The sequence below is a fragment of the Halovulum sp. GXIMD14794 genome (assembly GCF_054457455.1).
In genome coordinates, this window is the sequence record NZ_JBTLNF010000009.1 from 247,114 (window position 1) to 263,365 (window position 16,252).

Annotated in this window: 21 protein-coding genes; 17 read left to right on the forward strand and 4 right to left on the reverse strand. The window is 66.2% G+C overall.

Annotated features, from left to right (window positions below):
* The first annotated feature begins 62 nt into the window (after positions 1-62).
* Together ACW9UR_RS21960 and ACW9UR_RS21965 are read left to right on the forward strand one after the other, a co-directional pair.
* Complete coding sequence (locus tag ACW9UR_RS21960; RefSeq protein WP_458919213.1) at positions 63-1,187, forward strand: DSD1 family PLP-dependent enzyme; 1,125 nt, start codon at positions 63-65, stop codon at positions 1,185-1,187.
* 62 nt (positions 1,188-1,249) lie between these two features.
* The gene (locus ACW9UR_RS21965) at positions 1,250-1,537 is read left to right on the forward strand and encodes an acylphosphatase (RefSeq protein ID WP_458919214.1); all 288 of its coding nucleotides are present in this window, start codon (positions 1,250-1,252) and stop codon (positions 1,535-1,537) included.
* A 124-nt stretch (positions 1,538-1,661) separates the two neighbouring features.
* Here the strand turns inward: ACW9UR_RS21965 and ACW9UR_RS21970 are convergent, their stop codons facing one another.
* The 4 genes from ACW9UR_RS21970 to rpsF all read right to left on the reverse strand — a co-directional run bounded on the left by ACW9UR_RS21970 (position 1,662) and on the right by rpsF (position 4,563).
* Entirely contained in the window at positions 1,662-3,146 is a 1,485-nt protein-coding gene (locus tag ACW9UR_RS21970; protein WP_458919215.1) for a replicative DNA helicase, read from the reverse strand.
* A gap of 148 nt (positions 3,147-3,294) precedes the next feature.
* Positions 3,295-3,924 (reverse strand): 50S ribosomal protein L9, encoded by a 630-nt coding sequence (rplI, locus tag ACW9UR_RS21975; RefSeq protein ID WP_458919216.1) that lies wholly within the window; start codon positions 3,922-3,924, stop codon positions 3,295-3,297.
* Between the two features lie 12 nt (positions 3,925-3,936).
* Positions 3,937-4,164: a 30S ribosomal protein S18 gene (gene rpsR, locus ACW9UR_RS21980; RefSeq protein WP_458919217.1), complete on the reverse strand. Its 228-nt coding sequence runs from the start codon at positions 4,162-4,164 to the stop codon at positions 3,937-3,939.
* An 18-nt stretch (positions 4,165-4,182) separates the two neighbouring features.
* A complete protein-coding gene (gene rpsF, locus ACW9UR_RS21985) occupies positions 4,183-4,563 on the reverse strand; it encodes a 30S ribosomal protein S6 (RefSeq protein ID WP_458919218.1) in 381 nt (126 codons plus the stop codon).
* A 214-nt stretch (positions 4,564-4,777) separates the two neighbouring features.
* Here rpsF and fabD point away from each other — a divergent pair, with 214 nt between their 5' ends.
* From fabD to ACW9UR_RS22060, 15 genes are all read left to right on the forward strand, one after another.
* Positions 4,778-5,713 (forward strand): ACP S-malonyltransferase, encoded by a 936-nt coding sequence (gene fabD, locus ACW9UR_RS21990; RefSeq protein WP_458919219.1) that lies wholly within the window; start codon positions 4,778-4,780, stop codon positions 5,711-5,713.
* The gene (fabG, locus tag ACW9UR_RS21995; protein ID WP_458919220.1) at positions 5,713-6,450 is read left to right on the forward strand and encodes a 3-oxoacyl-[acyl-carrier-protein] reductase; all 738 of its coding nucleotides are present in this window, start codon (positions 5,713-5,715) and stop codon (positions 6,448-6,450) included. The genes fabD and fabG overlap by 1 nt, the downstream gene beginning before the upstream one ends.
* A gap of 223 nt (positions 6,451-6,673) precedes the next feature.
* Positions 6,674-6,907: an acyl carrier protein gene (locus ACW9UR_RS22000; RefSeq protein ID WP_458919221.1), complete on the forward strand. Its 234-nt coding sequence runs from the start codon at positions 6,674-6,676 to the stop codon at positions 6,905-6,907.
* A gap of 156 nt (positions 6,908-7,063) precedes the next feature.
* The gene (gene fabF, locus ACW9UR_RS22005) at positions 7,064-8,320 is read left to right on the forward strand and encodes a beta-ketoacyl-ACP synthase II (RefSeq protein WP_458919222.1); all 1,257 of its coding nucleotides are present in this window, start codon (positions 7,064-7,066) and stop codon (positions 8,318-8,320) included.
* A gap of 10 nt (positions 8,321-8,330) precedes the next feature.
* Positions 8,331-9,485 (forward strand): endolytic transglycosylase MltG, encoded by a 1,155-nt coding sequence (gene mltG / locus ACW9UR_RS22010; RefSeq protein ID WP_458919223.1) that lies wholly within the window; start codon positions 8,331-8,333, stop codon positions 9,483-9,485.
* A 155-nt stretch (positions 9,486-9,640) separates the two neighbouring features.
* Positions 9,641-9,982, forward strand: a complete 342-nt coding sequence (locus tag ACW9UR_RS22015; RefSeq protein WP_458919224.1) for a hypothetical protein — start codon at positions 9,641-9,643, stop codon at positions 9,980-9,982.
* Positions 9,909-11,258, forward strand: coding sequence for a DNA-packaging protein (locus tag ACW9UR_RS22020; protein ID WP_458919225.1), 1,350 nt, complete (start codon positions 9,909-9,911; stop codon positions 11,256-11,258). The genes ACW9UR_RS22015 and ACW9UR_RS22020 overlap by 74 nt, the downstream gene beginning before the upstream one ends.
* Before the next feature lie 73 nt (positions 11,259-11,331).
* Positions 11,332-12,507, forward strand: coding sequence for a phage portal protein (locus tag ACW9UR_RS22025; RefSeq protein WP_458919226.1), 1,176 nt, complete (start codon positions 11,332-11,334; stop codon positions 12,505-12,507).
* Positions 12,504-12,749 (forward strand): GTA head formation protein, RCAP_rcc01685 family, encoded by a 246-nt coding sequence (locus tag ACW9UR_RS22030; RefSeq protein ID WP_458919227.1) that lies wholly within the window; start codon positions 12,504-12,506, stop codon positions 12,747-12,749. Before ACW9UR_RS22025 ends, ACW9UR_RS22030 begins: the two co-directional genes overlap by 4 nt.
* An 11-nt stretch (positions 12,750-12,760) precedes the next feature.
* A complete protein-coding gene (locus ACW9UR_RS22035; protein WP_458919228.1) occupies positions 12,761-13,309 on the forward strand; it encodes an HK97 family phage prohead protease in 549 nt (182 codons plus the stop codon).
* A 43-nt stretch (positions 13,310-13,352) separates the two neighbouring features.
* Positions 13,353-14,546 (forward strand): phage major capsid protein, encoded by a 1,194-nt coding sequence (locus ACW9UR_RS22040; RefSeq protein WP_458919229.1) that lies wholly within the window; start codon positions 13,353-13,355, stop codon positions 14,544-14,546.
* Between the two features lie 71 nt (positions 14,547-14,617).
* The gene (locus ACW9UR_RS22045; RefSeq protein WP_458919230.1) at positions 14,618-14,899 is read left to right on the forward strand and encodes a phage fiber-tail adaptor protein; all 282 of its coding nucleotides are present in this window, start codon (positions 14,618-14,620) and stop codon (positions 14,897-14,899) included.
* A gap of 10 nt (positions 14,900-14,909) precedes the next feature.
* Positions 14,910-15,500: a head-tail connector protein gene (locus ACW9UR_RS22050; RefSeq protein ID WP_458919231.1), complete on the forward strand. Its 591-nt coding sequence runs from the start codon at positions 14,910-14,912 to the stop codon at positions 15,498-15,500.
* On the forward strand, positions 15,497-15,835 hold the full coding sequence (locus ACW9UR_RS22055; protein ID WP_458919232.1) for a head-tail adaptor protein: 339 nt from the start codon (positions 15,497-15,499) through the stop codon (positions 15,833-15,835). The genes ACW9UR_RS22050 and ACW9UR_RS22055 overlap by 4 nt, the downstream gene beginning before the upstream one ends.
* On the forward strand, positions 15,832-16,251 hold the full coding sequence (locus ACW9UR_RS22060) for a DUF3168 domain-containing protein (protein WP_458919233.1): 420 nt from the start codon (positions 15,832-15,834) through the stop codon (positions 16,249-16,251). The genes ACW9UR_RS22055 and ACW9UR_RS22060 overlap by 4 nt, the downstream gene beginning before the upstream one ends.
* The last annotated feature ends 1 nt before the right edge of the window (position 16,252 follow it).

A 16,252-nucleotide genomic window follows, 5' to 3' on the forward strand; every position in this document is an offset into this window, starting at 1 on the left:
TGCGCCCGGGGCGCAAGGCGCGATTTCCGCGCAGCCCTTGTGACAAAGCCGAAAGGATCGCCATGCCTGCCGACCCGCGCCTCGCCGCCCTGCAAACGCCCTGCCTGCTGCTGGACGAGGCAAAGATGCAGGCCAACATCGACCGGCTGGCGGAACGGGCAAAGGCGCTGGGCGTGGTGCTGCGCCCGCATCTGAAGACCGCGAAATCGGTAGACGTCGCCCGCCGCCTGCTGGGCGCGGACGGCCCCGCCACGGTCTCGACCCTGCGGGAGGCCGAGGTCTTCTTCGAGGCCGGAGTGCGCGACATTCTCTATGCGGTCGGGGTTTCACCGGACAAGCTGCCGCGCGTGCAGGCGCTGCGCGAAGCGGGCTGCGATCTGACGGTGATCCTTGATAGCGTGGAGCAGGCGCACGCGGTGGCGGAAGCGGACGTGCCCGCGTTGATCGAGATCGATAGCGACGGCCATCGCGGTGGACTGCGTGCCGACGATCCCGCGCTGCCGGAGGTGGGGAGGATCCTGCACATGTCTGGCTGTCTGCGCGGTGTCGTGACCCATGCGGGCGAAAGCTACAACGTGACGGGCGAGGCGGCGCACGCAGACTTCGCCGAGACCGAGCGCGCAGCGGCCGTGGGCGCCGCCGAAACGCTGCGCGGGGCCGGCCTGCCGTGCCCGGTGGTGAGCGTCGGTTCGACCCCGACGGCCCATGCGGCGTGCGACCTGACTGGCGTGACCGAACTGCGCGCAGGCGTCTATGTGTTCCAGGATCTGGTCATGGCGGGCATCGGCGTCTGCACGCCCGAGCAACTGGCGCTCTCGGTGCTGACCACGGTGATAGGCCACCAGAAGGCGCGGGGCTGGGTGCTGATCGATGCCGGGTGGATGGCGATGTCGCGCGACCGGGGCACAGCAGCGCAAGCGGTCGATCAGGGCTACGGCATGGTCTGCGACGAGCATGGGCGGCTCCTGCCTGACATGATCGTAGCGCAGGCGAACCAGGAGCACGGGATTGTCGCCTTGCGCGCGGGCTCAGCGGAGGCGCTGCCGGACCTGCCGCTGGGCACGAAGCTGCGGATCCTGCCGAGCCATGCCTGCGCCACCGCCGCGCAGCATGACTGCTATCACGTGATACCGGCCGCGGGTCCGGACGCGGCGTTGAAGCACTGGCCCCGGTTCGGCGGCTGGTAGAGGTTGATCCGCCCGGTCCTTGCGCCACACTCACCTACAGCAGAGGCAAAAGGGGGGTGGCCATGCAGAGCAACAGCGAGATTGCCATGCGGGTTCGCGTGATCGGCAGGGTTCAGGGCGTCGGGTTTCGGGCGTGGACGCAGGATCGGGCGCAGGCGCTATCGGTGCGCGGCTGGGTGCGCAACAATGACGACGGCACCGTCGCGGCGCTTCTGATCGGGGCGGAGGATGCGGTGAAGGCGCTTCTGGCCGAGATGGAACACGGTCCGCGCGGCGCCTCGGTGCGCGAGGTCGCGGCCCAACCCGAGGCGATTTTCGAGCCCCAGGCGGGCTTTCAGATCGCCCGGTAGAGAGGGCATTCGCAGGCGTTTACGAAGCTTTTACAAACAAACTGTCTGCGATATCATGAGGTTAAGGGGGTTTTCACGATGAAACCCCCGATTTTCATGCTCGATTTCAAGCTGCGGAAAGGGTTCAGCCGAAGTCGCCGCCGCCTCCGGTTTGGTACTCGCGGGCGAGGTTGCCGAAGCGGGTGAACTTGCCTTCAAAGGACAGCTCAACCGTGCCGATCGGGCCGTGACGCTGCTTACCGATGATGACCTCGGCCTTGCCGTGCAGGCGGCTCATTTCCTCCTGCCACTTCATCATCGACTCGACGTCGTGTTCGCCCGGCTTCTCGCGCTCCTTGTAGTATTCCTCGCGGAACACGAACATCACCACGTCGGCATCCTGCTCGATCGAGCCTGACTCGCGCAGGTCGGACAGCTGCGGACGCTTGTCCTCGCGGCTCTCGACCTGGCGGGAGAGCTGCGAAAGCGCGATGACCGGGATGTTGAGTTCCTTCGCGATAGCCTTCAGGCCCTGCGTGATCTCGGAGACCTCGTTCACGCGGCCCTCGGATTTGGACGAGGCCGGGCGCACCAGCTGAAGATAGTCCACGATCAGCACGTCGAGCCCATGCTGCCGCTTCAGCCGCCTTGCGCGGGCGGCCAGCTGGCTGATCGGCAGGGCAGGCGTGTCGTCGATATAGAGCGGGCAGGTCTCGAGAGACTTTGCGGCCTCGACGAAGCGGCGGAACTCGTCCTCGGTCAGCATGCCCTTGCGGATCGCGTCCGAGGGCACTTCGGCAGCTTCCGAAAGGATACGCGCGGCCAGCTGTTCGGCCGACATCTCGAGCGAGTAGAACCCGACGATGCCGCCGTTCACCGTGCCTTCCGACCCGTCCGCCTTGCGGCCCTTCTTCCAGACCTTGGCGATGTTGAAGGCGATGTTCGTCGCCAGCGAGGTTTTCCCCATCGACGGACGCCCGGCGAGAATCAGAAGATCCGACGGGTGCAGACCGCCGAGTTTCTTGTCGAGATCGACCAGCCCGGTCGAAACCCCCGCAAGCCCGCCGTCGCGCTGATAAGCGGCGTTCGCCACGTTGACCGCATCGGTCACGGCGCGCAGGAAGCTCTGGAACCCGGACTCGACATTGCCCTGCTCGCCCAGCTTGTAGAGCCGCTGCTCGGCCTCGACGATCTGTTCGCGCGGCTCGCTGTCGGCGGTGACGGTCGCGGCTTTCAGAGTGATCTCGTCTCCCAGCTCCATCAGCGCGCGGCGGATCGCCAGATCGTAGATCAACTGGGCATAGTCGCGGGCGGCGAAGACCGAGATCGCGGCGCCGGCAAGACGGACGAGATACGCGGGTCCGCCAAGCTCGGCCAGGCCCGGGTCGTCCTCCATGAAGGCTTTCAGCGTGACGGGCGAGGCGAGGGCGTTCTTCTGGATCCGTGCGGCCGCGATCTCGAAGATGCGGGCGTGGACCGGATCGTAGAAATGCGATTCGTTTATGATGGAGGCGATGCGGTCATAAACTTCGTTATTGACCAGCAACGCCCCCAGAAGTGCCTGCTCTGCTTCGATATTGTGCGGATGCGTCCGTTCTTCGGTTTCAATTCCGCCCGTACCGTCTGCCATCACTGCTCTCGTTTTCTTGGCTGCTTAGCGAAGTCATTAACACAGGTTCAGGTTATCCCCGGCATGTGAATATCGGGGATAACCTGCCGCTGAACGCAGGACGGCCCGCGCTGGAGCGCGGGCCGTCCTGGTGTTCGATTGGCGCGGGTCAGTCGCGCTCGTCGTCCTCGCGGGCACGATCTTCCGGCGTCTCGACGATGCCGGTGTCCTCGTCGTCCAGCGCAGCCGCACCGACTTCGTCGAACAGCTCGGCGATGTCGAATTCGGCGGCGGCGTCTTCCTCGGCCTGCAGATCCTGGATCGACTTGCCCGACGCCTGCAACTCGGCTTCCTCTAGCGAGCGGGCGACGTTGACGGTGATCTCGATCTCGACCTCGGGGTGCAGGATGACCTGGGTCTTATGCAGACCAAGTTCCTTCACCGGACGGTCCTGGTGGACCTGGCGGCGATCCAGCGAGAAGCCGGCTTCGGTGGCGGCGTCGGCGATGTCACGGGTGGTGACCGAGCCGTATAGCGCGCCCGAATCCGATGCCGAGCGAATCACGATGAAGGTCTGGCCGTCCAGGCGCTGGGCCAGGGCTTCGGCTTCGGTCTTCGTTTCGAGATTGCGGGCTTCTAGCTGGGCACGCTCGGCCTCGAAGCGCTTCATGTTCGCTTCGGTGGCGCGGAGCGCCTTGCCCTGCGGCAGCAGGAAGTTGCGCGCATAGCCCTGCTTGACGGAGACGACATCTCCCATCTGGCCGAGCTTGGCAACGCGTTCGAGAAGTACGACGTCCATGTCAGCTCCTCCTTATTTCACGGCGTAGGGCAGAAGCGCCAGGAAGCGGGCGCGCTTGATCGCACGGGCCAGCTCACGCTGCTTCTTGGCCGAGACGGCGGTGATCCGCGACGGAACGATCTTGCCCCGCTCGGAGATGTAGCGCTGCAGCAGCTTGACGTCCTTGTAGTCGATCTTCGGCGCGTTGGCACCGGAGAAGGGGCAGGACTTGCGGCGGCGGAAAAACGGTTTGGCAGCCATTGTTTAGCTCTCCTTCCTTCAGTCGCGACGCGGACGGTCGCCACGGTCGCGGCCGCGGCCACGCTCGTCCTTGGCGGCTTTCGCCTGCAGGACCACCGACGGCCCTTCCTCGTGCTCGTCGACCTTGATGGTCATGACGCGCATCACGTCGTCGTGCAGACGCATCAGGCGTTCCATTTCCTGCACGGCCTCGGAGGGCGAGTCCGAACGCACGAAGGCATAGTGGCCCTTGCGGTTCTTGTTGATCTTGTAGGCCATGGTCTTCAGGCCCCAGTATTCGGTGCCGACGACCTTGCCACCCTGGTCGGAGAGGACCTGGCCGAAGTGCTCGATGAGGCCTTCGGCCTGCGCGTTGGACAGGTCCTGACGCGCGATAAAGACGTGCTCGTAGAGAGCCATTCTTTTCACCATTTCCAGGCGCGCTTCAAAATGCCGGGGTCAAGCCTCCGCCCGGCATACGAGGGGCAACGCGGTTCGTAAATGCGGAGGTCTGCGCGTTCTACGCAAAACCCGGAGAAATGCAAGCGTAAAGGGCGTGTGGATTGCTGGACGCGGGGGGATGGTCGGGTTAGACGGGCAGTCAACGAAAAGACAACCTTATACGGAGCGGGGAATGACGCGCGCGTTTGTGTTTCCGGGCCAGGGTGCCCAGACCATCGGCATGGGCAAGGACCTGGCCGACGCCTATCCGGCTGCGAAAGCGGTATTCGACGAGGTCGACGAGGCGCTGGGCGAGAAGCTGTCGGCCCTGATCTGGGACGGCGACATCGAGACGCTGACCCTGACCGCCAATGCGCAGCCGGCGCTGATGGCGACCTCGATCGCAGCGATGCGGGCGCTTGAGGCCGAGGGCATCGGCATCGAAAGCGCGGCCTATGTCGCCGGGCATTCGCTGGGCGAATACTCGGCGCTATGCGCGGCCGGAGCGCTGAGCGTGACGGATACCGCTAAACTCCTGCGCACGCGCGGGCGCGCGATGCAGGAGGCGGTGCCGGTGGGCGAGGGCGCGATGGCCGCCGTCCTGGGGCTGGATCTTGCGGGCGTTCAGGCGCTGGCCGCCGAGGCCGCCGAGGGGCAGGTGCTGAGCGCTGCGAACGACAACGATCCGTCGCAGGTCGTGATCTCGGGTAACCGCGAGGCGGTCGAACGTGCCGTCGGCATGGCCAAGGACAAGGGCGCCAAGCGGGCACTGCTGCTGCCCGTGAGCGCGCCGTTCCACTGTGCGCTGATGCAGCCCGCCGCCGATGTCATGGCCGCCGCTCTGGCCGAGGCCGATATCCGCGACCCGAAAGTGCCGCTTGTTGCGAATGTCGAGGCGCAGGCGGTCACGGATGCTGCGCGGATCCGCGAGTTGCTGGTGCAGCAGGTCACGGGCTCGGTGCGTTGGCGTGAGAGCGTGGAATGGATGGCCGCGAACGGCGTCGACGAGTTCGTCGAGATCGGGGCCGGCAAGGCGCTGAGCGGAATGATCCGCCGGATCGCCAAGGAGGCCAACCTGCGTGCGGTCAACACCGCCGCGGATGCGAAGAACCTGGCAGGAGAGAATTGATGTTTGATCTGACCGGCAAGACCGCGCTGGTGACCGGCGCTTCGGGCGGCATCGGCGGCGCCATCGCCCGCGCGCTGCACGTGCAGGGTGCGACCGTCGGCCTGTCCGGCACCCGGACCGAGCCGCTGGAGGCGCTGGCCGCCGAACTGGGCGAGCGGGTACACGTGCTGCCCTGCAACCTGTCCGACGCCGAAGCCGTCGAGGCGCTGCCCAAGCAGGCTGTCGAGGCGATGGGCGGGCTGGATATCCTGGTGAACAACGCCGGGATCACCAGGGACAACCTCTTCATGCGCATGTCCGACGAAGAGTGGGCGCAAGTGATCGAGGTGAACCTGACCTCGACCATGCGGCTGTGTCGGGGCGTCCTGCGCGGCATGATGAAGGCGCGCTCGGGGCGGATCATCAACATCAGCTCGATCGTCGGTACCACTGGCAACCCGGGGCAGGGCAACTACGCCGCCTCGAAGGCGGGGATGGTCGGCATGTCGAAGTCGCTGGCCGCTGAAGTGGCGAGCCGCGGCGTCACCGTGAACTGCATCGCGCCGGGCTTCATCACCACCGCGATGACCGACAAGCTGGGCGACGCGCAGAAGGAAAAACTGCTGGGCGCGATCCCCGCCGGGCGCATGGGCGAAAGCAGCGATATAGCTGCCGCGACCGTCTATCTTGCGTCGGACGAGGCAGGTTACGTTACTGGTCAGACGCTGCATGTGAACGGCGGCATGGCCATGATTTGACGGCACTTTATTGCCGTTGAGGAAGTAAAACGGGACGCGGATTCAACCTTTGCATTTGCATTTGCCATCCCGGAAGAGTGTGGTATAGCGCCCCGGTAATTGGCGGAGCGGTCGCGAGCGGCTCTGCCCATTGGGGCATGGTTCCGCCCCGCGGCCCGAAAGGCCGATAGGGACAACAGACTAAGTGCCCGTATCTAGGGGCCGGATACATGAGGAAGAACCAATGAGCGACGTCGCAGAGCGCGTGAAGAAAATCGTGGTCGAGCACCTGAGCGTTGACGAGGACAAGGTGACCGAGAACGCCTCGTTCATCGACGACCTGGGCGCCGACAGCCTCGACACCGTCGAGCTGGTCATGGCCTTCGAGGAAGAGTTCGGGATCGAGATCCCCGACGATGCCGCCGAAACCATCCAGACCTTCGGCGACGCGGTGAAGTTCATCGAGAGCGCGAACTGATCGACGCCTTCACAGGCAGTTTCTTGCGGAAGGCGCCCCCAGCGGGTGCCTTCTTGCTTTTCCGCCCCTATATGAGCGGCGAAGCCGGGTCGCTTGCCGCAATTGGCGCGCTCGGGTAAGCAGAGCAAACATTCAAAAGAACGAACAGGAGCAGTCATGCGTCGTGTCGTGGTAACGGGCCTTGGGATGGTGTCTCCGCTGGCGTGCGGGGTTGAGGAGACCTGGTCGCGGCTGCTGAAAGGGCAGAGCGCCGCTGGCACCATCAAGCAGTTCGACGCCGAGCATCTGGCCACGAACTATGCCTGTGAAGTACCGGTGGGCGACGGCTCGGACGGCACATTCAACGCGGACGACTGGCTGTCGCCCAAGGACCAGCGCAAGGTCGATCCGTTCATCCTGTTCGGCATAGCTGCCGCCGAGATGGCGGTGAAGGACGCCGGTTGGACGCCCGAGGACGAGCGCGCGCAGGAGCGGACCGGCGTGCTGGTCGGTTCGGGTATCGGCGGGCTGGGTACGATCCACGAGAACTCCAAGACGCTGGTCGAGAAGGGGCCGCGCCGCGTGTCGCCGTTCTTCGTGCCAGCGGCGCTGATCAACCTGGTCTCGGGGCAGATCTCGATCAAATACGGTTTCCGCGGGCCGAACCACTCGGTCGTGACCGCCTGTGCCACCGGCGCGCACGCCATTGGGGATGCGGCCCGGTTGATCATGCTGGACGATGCCGACGTGATGATCGCGGGCGGTGCGGAAAGCGCCATCAACGAGCTGGGTATCGCCGGGTTCAACGCCTGCAAGGCGCTGTCCACGAAGCGGCGCGACGATCCTGCCAATGCCTCGCGGCCCTGGGACAAGGATCGCGACGGGTTCGTGATGGGCGAGGGCGCGGGCATCGTAGTCCTCGAGGAATACGAACACGCCAAGGCGCGCGGCGCGAAGATCTACGCCGAAGTGACCGGCTATGGCCTGTCGGGCGACGCTTACCACGTGACCGCGCCCGCCTCGGACGGCGATGGTGCCAAGCGGGCGATGCGCGCCGCAATGGCGCGCGCCGGGCTGAACCCGGGCGATATTGATTACGTGAACGCGCATGGCACCTCGACCATGGCCGACGTGATCGAACTGGCCGGTGTGACCGAGGTGATGGGCAATCATGCGGCAGAGCTGACCATGTCCTCGACCAAGTCGTCCATCGGCCACCTGCTCGGCGCTGCCGGTGCGGTCGAGGCGATCTTCTGCGTGCTGGCGCTGCGTGACCAGGTTGCCCCGCCGACGATCAACCTGGATGAGCCCGCCGAGGAGACTGTAGTCGACCTGGCGCCGAACGCCGCGCGCGAGCGGAAGATCGACAACGTGATGTCGAACTCGTTCGGCTTCGGAGGCACGAACGCCTCGCTGATCCTGTCCCGCGTCTGAGGAGGCCTTCATGGCGCGCCATCTGGCCGCGAACGGTATCACCCTGCTGATCGTCGCCTTGGTGATGGCGATCGGCCTGTTGGAATGGGGGCGGGGCCAGTTCGCAGGCCCCGGCCCGCTGACCGAAGACACGGTGATCGAGGTTCCGCCCGGTGCGAACCTGCGCCGTGTCTCGGCGGAACTGGAGGAAACGGGGGCAATCTCGAACCCGCTGATCTTCCGCATCGCTGCGCGGATGCAGGGCGCGGACGATTCGCTGAAACTGGGCTGCTATGCGCTGCCCGCCGGCGCCACGATGGAAGAGATCCTGGAGCGGGTGACGACTGCACGTGGCTCACAGGCCTGTTTTCAGGCCACTTTTGTCGTCAACAACCGCGGAACGCGGCTGCGGGTGCGCGATGCCTCGGGCGAAAATTCCAACGAGACGCTGGAACTGGCCGAGGGGCTGGAACTGGTCGATGCTCAGATCGAGCAGGGCGAGGCTGTGCAGATGCGCGTCTCGGTCGCCGAGGGGCTGACCGTGCGCGATGTTCTGGTGGGCCTGGGCGAAGTGCCCTATCTGACCGGAGAGATCGCCGAAGCCCCGGCCGAGGGGATGCTGGCCCCGGACACCTACGAGATCACCCGCGATGCCAGCCGCGAGGAACTGGTTGGGCGTATGCGCGCTGCGCAGGAGGCCCGGCTGGCCGAGGCCTGGGAGGCGCGCGACGCCGACCTGCCGATCGAAAGTCCGGAAGAGCTGCTGATCCTCGCCTCGATCATCGAGAAAGAGACCGGTGTTCCGGACGAGCGGGGCCGCGTCTCGGCCGTCTTCGTGAACCGCTTGAACCAGGGCATGCGGCTACAGACCGACCCGACGATCATCTACGGGATCACCCGGGGCGGAGAGCCGATGGAGCGGCCGATCTCGCGGGCGGACATCAATGGACAGACAGAGGCGCGGCTGCACGGGTCGGTGGTATACAATACTTACCAGGTGGACGGGTTGCCGCCGGGACCGATTGCGAATCCTGGTCGCGCGGCGCTGATGGCCGCGGCCTCGCCGGATGAGACGGACTTCCTGTTCTTCGTTGCGGACGGTACCGGCGGGCATGCGTTTGCCCGGACGCTGGACGAGCACAATCGCAACGTGGCCAACTACCGCGCGCTGGAGGCGAGCCAGTAGGCAGAATTTTCGATGCAACCTGAAATTGCATCTTGACGAACCGCACGCTCTCGGGTATACCTCTAGGCATACTGGATGAATTGCGAACGCGGCGCCCGAAACGGCGGCCGCGTTTTCTTTTGGTCCGGTCCCACACCTCAACGAATGGATGTCGCATGACCGAAGGGACGCTTTCCGGCGAGATGCCGGACGGCGGGCGGCTTGCTGCCGCGCGCACCGTCTATGGCCGGATCTTCCGGGCGTTGCAGGACTCTCTGAGCCGTCTGGAATCGGGTGAGGAAACTGCCGCCGAGGCACGGCACCGCCAGGATCTGTTCCGCGCGCATATCAAGCAGTTGCAGTCCGTTTTCGAGATCGAGGGTTCAATTGACACGATCGGAAATTCCATCGCTGCGGGCCGGATCGATCTTGAGGCGGCTCGAAATGAAATCCGTGACCGACTTGCTCGGCTCCGCGAGCGCTTCGGAGGTCGAGGACTTTCTGGACAGCCTGAGTGACAACGCTGTCGCCGCGCTGCCGTACCTGTTCGAGCACTGGGCGCACGTGAACCACCAGCTGCCGCCCGAAGGCGACTGGACGACCTGGGTGGTTCTGGGTGGGCGCGGTGCGGGCAAGACCCGGACCGGGGCCGAGTGGGTCCGCGCTCAGGTCGAGGGCCCCACGCCGGATGCGCCGGGCAAGGCGCGCCGGGTGGCGCTGGTGGGCCAGACCTATGACCAGGTGCGCGACGTGATGATCCAGGGCGACAGCGGGATCCTGGCCTGTTCGCCCCCCGATCGGAGGCCCGAGTGGCTGGCCAGCAAACGCAAGCTGGTCTGGCCGAACGGGGCCGAGGCGCAAGGCTTCTCGGCGGCCGATCCCGAGGCTTTGAGGGGCCCGCAGTTCGACGCCGCCTGGTGCGACGAGCTGGCAAAATGGAAGAAGGCCGAAGAGACCTGGGACATGCTGCAGTTCTGCCTGCGGCTGGGCGACGATCCGAGGCAGGTGGTCACCACCACGCCACGCAACACGCAAATCCTGAGGGACCTGCTCGAAGAGCCGACCACGGTTCGGACGGCCGCTCCCACGGATGCGAACCGCGCGTGGCTGGCCGCAAGTTTCCTCGAGAAGATCACCGCCAAGTATCGCGGCAGCCGGCTAGGCCGGCAGGAGCTGGACGGCGAGTTGCTCAAGGATACCGAAGGCGCATTCTGGACGCTGGACATGCTGGACGATGGCCGGGTGCGTGAGGTGCCTCCGCTGGACCGGATCGTGCTGGCGATCGACCCGAACGTAACCAAGGGCAAGAACTCTGACGCCTGCGGAATCGTCGTCGCGGGTGCGGTTACGCAGGACGAGCCGGGCGACTGGAAGGTCTATGTTCTGGACGATGCCTCGATCCGGGGCGCGGGGCCGAGCGAATGGGCCAAGTGCGCGCTGTCCGTGGCAGAGAACTGGAACGTGGACCGGGTCGTGGCCGAGGTGAACCAGGGCGGTGACCTGGTCGAGACCGTGCTGCGAGGGATCGACCCGAACGTATCCTACAGCAAGCTGCGCGCAAAGAACGGGAAATCGGTGCGCGCCGAGCCGGTGGCGGCCCTTTACGAGCAGGGTCGCGTGCATCACGTGGGCGGGTTCCCCGAGCTCGAGGATCAGATGACCCAGATGACACGTACCGGCTACAAAGGGCAGGGCAGTCCCGACCGGCTGGATGCGCTGGTCTGGGCGGTCTGGGAACTGGTGATCAACCAGATGGCAGACAACGGCGGTCGGGCGCGGATCCGCGCACTCTAGACCTTTAGCGGCGCCTTGCGGGCGGCGTCCTTTCCCCTTGGGGCATTCACGAACAATTCGGAGGCGGGAACGCATGGTATTCAAGCTGTTACGTACGGCCCGGCCGGCTGTGGCCGAAACCAAGGCCTCGGCCGCGGCGGCCGTCGTCGCGGTCCACGGGACGGGCCGGGCGGCCTGGTCGCCAAGGGACACAGGCTCGCTGACGCGGACCGGGTTTGTCGGCAACCCGGTCGGATTTCGCTGCGTCAAGATGATCGCCGAGGCTGCGGCAGCGGTTCCGGTCACGGTGCAGGATGCCGCGCGGCGCTACGAGGTGCATCCGCTGGCCGGGTTGCTGGAACGGCCCAATCCGGGACAGGGCCGCGCCGCGCTGTTCGAGGCGCTGTTCGGGCAGTTGCTGCTGACCGGCGACGGCTACCTGGAAGCGGCGGGCGAGACGGTCGAGGGGTTGCCGGCGGAACTGCACGTGCTGCGATCCGACCGGATGAGCGTGGTGCCGGGAGCCGACGGGTGGCCGGTGGCCTACGAGTACAAGGTCGGGGCGCGGAAACACCGGTTTGATATGACCGCCGGAACGCCAGTGCTGCATATCAGGAACTTCCATCCGCAGGACGATCACTATGGCATGAGCCCGATGCAGGCCGCCGCCGTGGCTGTTGATGTGCACAATGCCGCCGCGACGTGGACCAAGGCGCTGCTGGACAATGCCGCGCGGCCCTCGGGGGCGATCGTCTACAAGGGCGCGGACGGCGCGGGGCAACTGGGCGCGGACCAGTACGGGCGGCTGCGGGACGAGCTGGAGTCGAACTATGTCGGCGCGCGCAATGCCGGCCGGCCGATGTTGCTGGAGGGTGGGCTGGACTGGAAGCCGATGGGCTTTTCCCCGTCCGACATGGAGTTCCACAAGACCAAGGAGGCCGCCGCGCGCGAGATCGCGCTGGCATTCGGCGTGCCGCCGATGCTGATGGGGTTCCCCGGTGACAACACCTATTCCAATTATCAGGAGGCCAACCGGGCGTTCTATCGCCTGACGGTGCTGCCGCTGGTCTCGAAGACGCTGGCGGCGATCAACGGCTGGCTGCCCGAGCGGTTCGGGCCGGACCTGAAGCTGCAGATGGACCTGGACAATATCCCGGCGCTGGCCGCCGAGCGTGAGGCGCTTTGGCGGCGGGTGTCCGAGGCGGACTTCCTGAGCCAGGCCGAAAAACGCGTGCTGCTGGGGCTGCCGCCCGTCGCCGGGGACGGATGAGCGCGCGCGGTCCGCGCACCACGGGATCACGTTTTCTGTACGAGCCGTTCGACGCCACGACGGCGCGGATCGACGCGCACGAACGGATCACCGAGGAGCGCTGGATGAACCTGGAACGCCGCCTGCTGGTGATCGAGGGACTGCTGGACCGGATGGAGCGGCGCCTATGGCTGGTGGTCTTCGGCGTCGCTGCGTTTCTGGCGGGCGAGGTCGCGGTCTCTCTTCTTTCAACGACGCAATGACGGGAATTGTCATGGGTGGACAGAGGCAGGCCTTTGGCCTGGAGACGAAGTATTGCGCTTTCGGGGACGAGTTGGCGCTGAGCGACTGCGTGATCGAGGGCTATGCCAGCCTGTTCGGCGCGGTGGACCAGGGCGGGGACGTGGTGCAGCGCGGCGCCTATGCGGGCAGCCTGCGCCGCATCGCGCGCGGCGGGCGCCGGGTGAAGATGCTGTGGCAGCATGACCCGACCCGGCCCATCGGCGTCTGGGACGAGGTGCGCGAGGACGAGAAGGGCCTTTATGTGCGCGGCCGCGTCCTTTCGGAGGTGCAGAACGGGCGCGAGGCGCTGGCCCTGCTGGAGGCGGGCGCGATCGACGGGCTGTCGATCGGCTATCGCACCCTGCGCTCGGAAAAGGCGGCCGGGGGGCGGTCGCTGCTGGAAATCGACCTTTGGGAAGTCTCGGTGGTCACGTTCCCGATGCTTCCCGAGGCGCGTGTGCAGACCGGCGAGGATGCCGTGTCCGACATCGCGCGAGACCTGGCGGAGGCGTTCGCGGCCGCCCGGGAGCAACTGGTGTGAGCGATCGCGCCGAACCCAACCGACATCATCGAGGACGGATGTGATGCCCGAGACCGAAACCAAGAACCGTGCCGCGACGCCGGGCGTAGCACAGGGTGGCGCCCATGAAGTGAAGGCCGCAATGGCCGAATTCGTGAACGATATCATCACGATGCAGAACGAACTGAAATCCCGGATCAAAGAACAGGAACACCGTTTGACCATGCTTGACCGCAAGACCATGACTGCCGCTCGCCCCGCCCTTGCCGCGCAGGCCGAGGCCAATGTGCCCCACAAGAAGGCCTTTGCCGCCTACCTGCGCTCGGGCGATGACGACGGCCTGCGCCACGTCGAGATAGAGGGCAAGGGGCTGACCAGCTCGGGCGAGGGCGGGTTCCTTGTCGATCCGCAGACCGCCGAGACCGTGACCGGTGTGCTGCGCGATGCCAGCTCGATCCGGGCCATCGCCAATGTCGTGACCGTCGAGGCGACCGCCTATGACGTTTTGGTTGATCACACCGACATCGGCTCGGGCTGGGCGACCGAGACCGGCGGCGTCAGCGAGACCGCGACGCCGCAGATCGAGCGCATTTCGATCCCGCTGCACGAGCTGTCGGCGCTGCCGAAGGCGAGCCAGCGCCTGCTGGACGATGCAGCCTTCGACGTCGAGGGCTGGCTGGCCGCGCGTATCGGCGACAAGTTCGCCCGCGCCGAGGGTGCCTCGTTCATCAACGGGGATGGCGTCGACAAGCCCAAGGGCTTCCTTTCCTATGATGCAGTCGAAGACGAGCTGGCCGCGTGGGGCGAACTGGGCTATGTCGCGACCGGTGCGGACGGCGATTTCTCGGCCACCGAACCGGCGGACGCGATTGTCGACCTGGTCTATGCGCTGGGGGCCCGCTATCGCGCCAACGCGACCTTCGTGATGAACTCCAAGACCGCTGGTGCGGTGCGCAAGATGAAGGACGCCGACGGGCGTTTCCTGTGGTCCGATAGTCTGGCCGCCGGCGAGCCTGCGCGCCTGATGGGTTATCCGGTGCTGATCGCCGAGGACATGCCCGACATCGCCAGTGGCACAACCGCAATCGCGTTCGGTGACTTCGGCGCGGGTTACACCGTCGCCGAGCGCCCGGACCTGCGTATCCTGCGCGATCCGTTCAGCGCCAAGCCGCACGTGCTGTTCTATGCCACCAAGCGCATCGGCGGCGATGTCAGCGACTTCTCGGCGATCAAGCTGCTGAAGTTCTCGGTCGCCTGAGCACCGTCACGCGAAACCAGGGGGGCGTCCATCGGGGCGCCCCTTTTCTTTTCAGCCCAAGGGAGGCGCGCATGAGCGGCTATCTGATGAAACCGGCCTCGGAAGAGGCGCTGGCCCGGATCGACTGGACGCAAGGCTACCTGGAGCCGGGCGAGGAAGTGTCCGCCGACCTGGGGTGGGCGGTCAGCCCGGGCGGCGAGATCGGCGTGCAGGAGCAGCGGGTGGACGGCACTGCGTCCTACGCGAAGCTGGCCGACGGCGTGCCGGGCCGGGTCTACATGGTCAGCGCGCGGGCGCAGACCAACCGGGGCCGCGCGCTGGAGCGGGCCATCGTCGTGCGCATCTCGGCCTGAGGGGGACATCATGAACCTTGTGGAACTGAACACGCCAGACGCGGCGTCCATTCCCGTGCGCGCCTTTGCCGAACACCTGCGGCTGGGAACCGGCTTTGCCGATGACGGCGCACAGGACGGTGTGCTGGAGCGGTACTTGCGGGCGGCGATATCCGGGATCGAGGCGCGCACCGGCAAGGTGGTGCTGTCACGCCGGTTCTCGTGGGACGTCACGCGCTGGTATCGCGACGACCGGCAGGGCCTGCCGGTGGGACCGGTGACTGAGATCAACTCGGTCACGCTGATCGACGGTAAGGGGGCCGAGACGGTTGTGGATCCGGCGCACTATCGGCTGCGGCAGGACCTGTACCGCCCCGAGATCGTCGCGCCACGGCTGCCGGTGATCCCGAGCCTCGGGCTGGCACGGATCGACTTCACCGCCGGGTTCGGCCCGGCCTGGAGCGATGTGCCCGCCGACCTGGCACAGGCGGTCTTTCTGCTGGCGGCGACGAATTACGAGGCGAGAGCGGATCATGCCAGGCTGGGGTCGACCATGCCCTTTGCCGTGCTGTCGCTGATCGAGCGGTTCAAGACCGTCCGCCTGCTGGGAGACGTTCTGTGAAGTTGCCGAAGCTGACACGACGGCTGGTGCTGGAGGAGCGTGTTCGCACGTCTGACGGCATGGGCGGGCACGAGGGGAACTGGGTGCCGCTGGGCGAGCTATTTGCCGAATTGGTGGCGCGGACGGGACGCGAGGGCGATGTCGGGGGGCGAGGGGTGTCCCGGCAGGCTTGGCGCATAACGGTCAGGGGGGCGCCGGACGGCGCCCCCTCCCGTCCGCGCCCGGAGCAGCGGTTCCGGGAAGGAACTCGCGTCTTCAATATCGAAAGCGTCGCCGAGGCCGATCCCGAGGGGCGGTTTCTGGTGATCCGCGCGGAAGAGGGGCTGGCGGTATGAGCTATGCACTGTCATCGGCCTTGCAAATGGCCGTTTACCAGCGGCTGAGCGGCGATCCGGCACTAATCGATCTGGTCGGGCAGGAGATCCACGATGCGCCGCCGCAACTGGCTCCTTCGGAGACGCCGGACCTCCATGTCTCGCTGGGTGAGGAGCGGGTGAAGGATGGCTCGACCAAGACCAGCAGCGGCTCGGTCCATGATTTCACGGTGACGGTGCATGCGCGGACCGAAGGGTTCTCGCGCCCCAAGGCGGCGGCGGCTGCCGTCTGCGAGGCGTTGCTCGGCGCGGACCTGGTGCTGGAGCGCGGTCACCTGGTGGATCTGCGCTTCGTGTCGGCGCGGGCCGACCGGGGGCGGGCGACCGAGACGAGACGTGTCGAGCTGCGCTTTCGCGCGGTTCTGGAAGACATTTGAA

What these genes read in the sequence shown, in the direction of transcription:
- ACW9UR_RS22000 (WP_458919221.1), top strand. Translation starts at nt 6,674, where the DNA reads ATGAGCGACGTCGCAGAGCGCGTGAAGAAAATCGTGGTCGAGCACCTG.
- ACW9UR_RS21970 (WP_458919215.1), bottom strand. Translation starts at nt 3,146, where the DNA reads ATGGCAGACGGTACGGGCGGAATTGAAACCGAAGAACGGACGCATCCG.
- ACW9UR_RS22040 (WP_458919229.1), top strand. Translation starts at nt 13,353, where the DNA reads ATGCCCGAGACCGAAACCAAGAACCGTGCCGCGACGCCGGGCGTAGCA.
- rplI (WP_458919216.1), bottom strand. Translation starts at nt 3,924, where the DNA reads ATGGACGTCGTACTTCTCGAACGCGTTGCCAAGCTCGGCCAGATGGGA.
- ACW9UR_RS21960 (WP_458919213.1), top strand. Translation starts at nt 63, where the DNA reads ATGCCTGCCGACCCGCGCCTCGCCGCCCTGCAAACGCCCTGCCTGCTG.
- mltG (WP_458919223.1), top strand. Translation starts at nt 8,331, where the DNA reads ATGGCGCGCCATCTGGCCGCGAACGGTATCACCCTGCTGATCGTCGCC.
- ACW9UR_RS22025 (WP_458919226.1), top strand. Translation starts at nt 11,332, where the DNA reads ATGGTATTCAAGCTGTTACGTACGGCCCGGCCGGCTGTGGCCGAAACC.
- rpsR (WP_458919217.1), bottom strand. Translation starts at nt 4,164, where the DNA reads ATGGCTGCCAAACCGTTTTTCCGCCGCCGCAAGTCCTGCCCCTTCTCC.
- ACW9UR_RS22050 (WP_458919231.1), top strand. Translation starts at nt 14,910, where the DNA reads ATGAACCTTGTGGAACTGAACACGCCAGACGCGGCGTCCATTCCCGTG.
- fabF (WP_458919222.1), top strand. Translation starts at nt 7,064, where the DNA reads ATGCGTCGTGTCGTGGTAACGGGCCTTGGGATGGTGTCTCCGCTGGCG.
- fabG (WP_458919220.1), top strand. Translation starts at nt 5,713, where the DNA reads ATGTTTGATCTGACCGGCAAGACCGCGCTGGTGACCGGCGCTTCGGGC.
- rpsF (WP_458919218.1), bottom strand. Translation starts at nt 4,563, where the DNA reads ATGGCTCTCTACGAGCACGTCTTTATCGCGCGTCAGGACCTGTCCAAC.
- fabD (WP_458919219.1), top strand. Translation starts at nt 4,778, where the DNA reads ATGACGCGCGCGTTTGTGTTTCCGGGCCAGGGTGCCCAGACCATCGGC.
- ACW9UR_RS21965 (WP_458919214.1), top strand. Translation starts at nt 1,250, where the DNA reads ATGCAGAGCAACAGCGAGATTGCCATGCGGGTTCGCGTGATCGGCAGG.
- ACW9UR_RS22030 (WP_458919227.1), top strand. Translation starts at nt 12,504, where the DNA reads ATGAGCGCGCGCGGTCCGCGCACCACGGGATCACGTTTTCTGTACGAG.
- ACW9UR_RS22035 (WP_458919228.1), top strand. Translation starts at nt 12,761, where the DNA reads ATGGGTGGACAGAGGCAGGCCTTTGGCCTGGAGACGAAGTATTGCGCT.
- ACW9UR_RS22045 (WP_458919230.1), top strand. Translation starts at nt 14,618, where the DNA reads ATGAGCGGCTATCTGATGAAACCGGCCTCGGAAGAGGCGCTGGCCCGG.
- ACW9UR_RS22020 (WP_458919225.1), top strand. Translation starts at nt 9,909, where the DNA reads ATGAAATCCGTGACCGACTTGCTCGGCTCCGCGAGCGCTTCGGAGGTC.
- ACW9UR_RS22015 (WP_458919224.1), top strand. Translation starts at nt 9,641, where the DNA reads ATGACCGAAGGGACGCTTTCCGGCGAGATGCCGGACGGCGGGCGGCTT.
- ACW9UR_RS22060 (WP_458919233.1), top strand. Translation starts at nt 15,832, where the DNA reads ATGAGCTATGCACTGTCATCGGCCTTGCAAATGGCCGTTTACCAGCGG.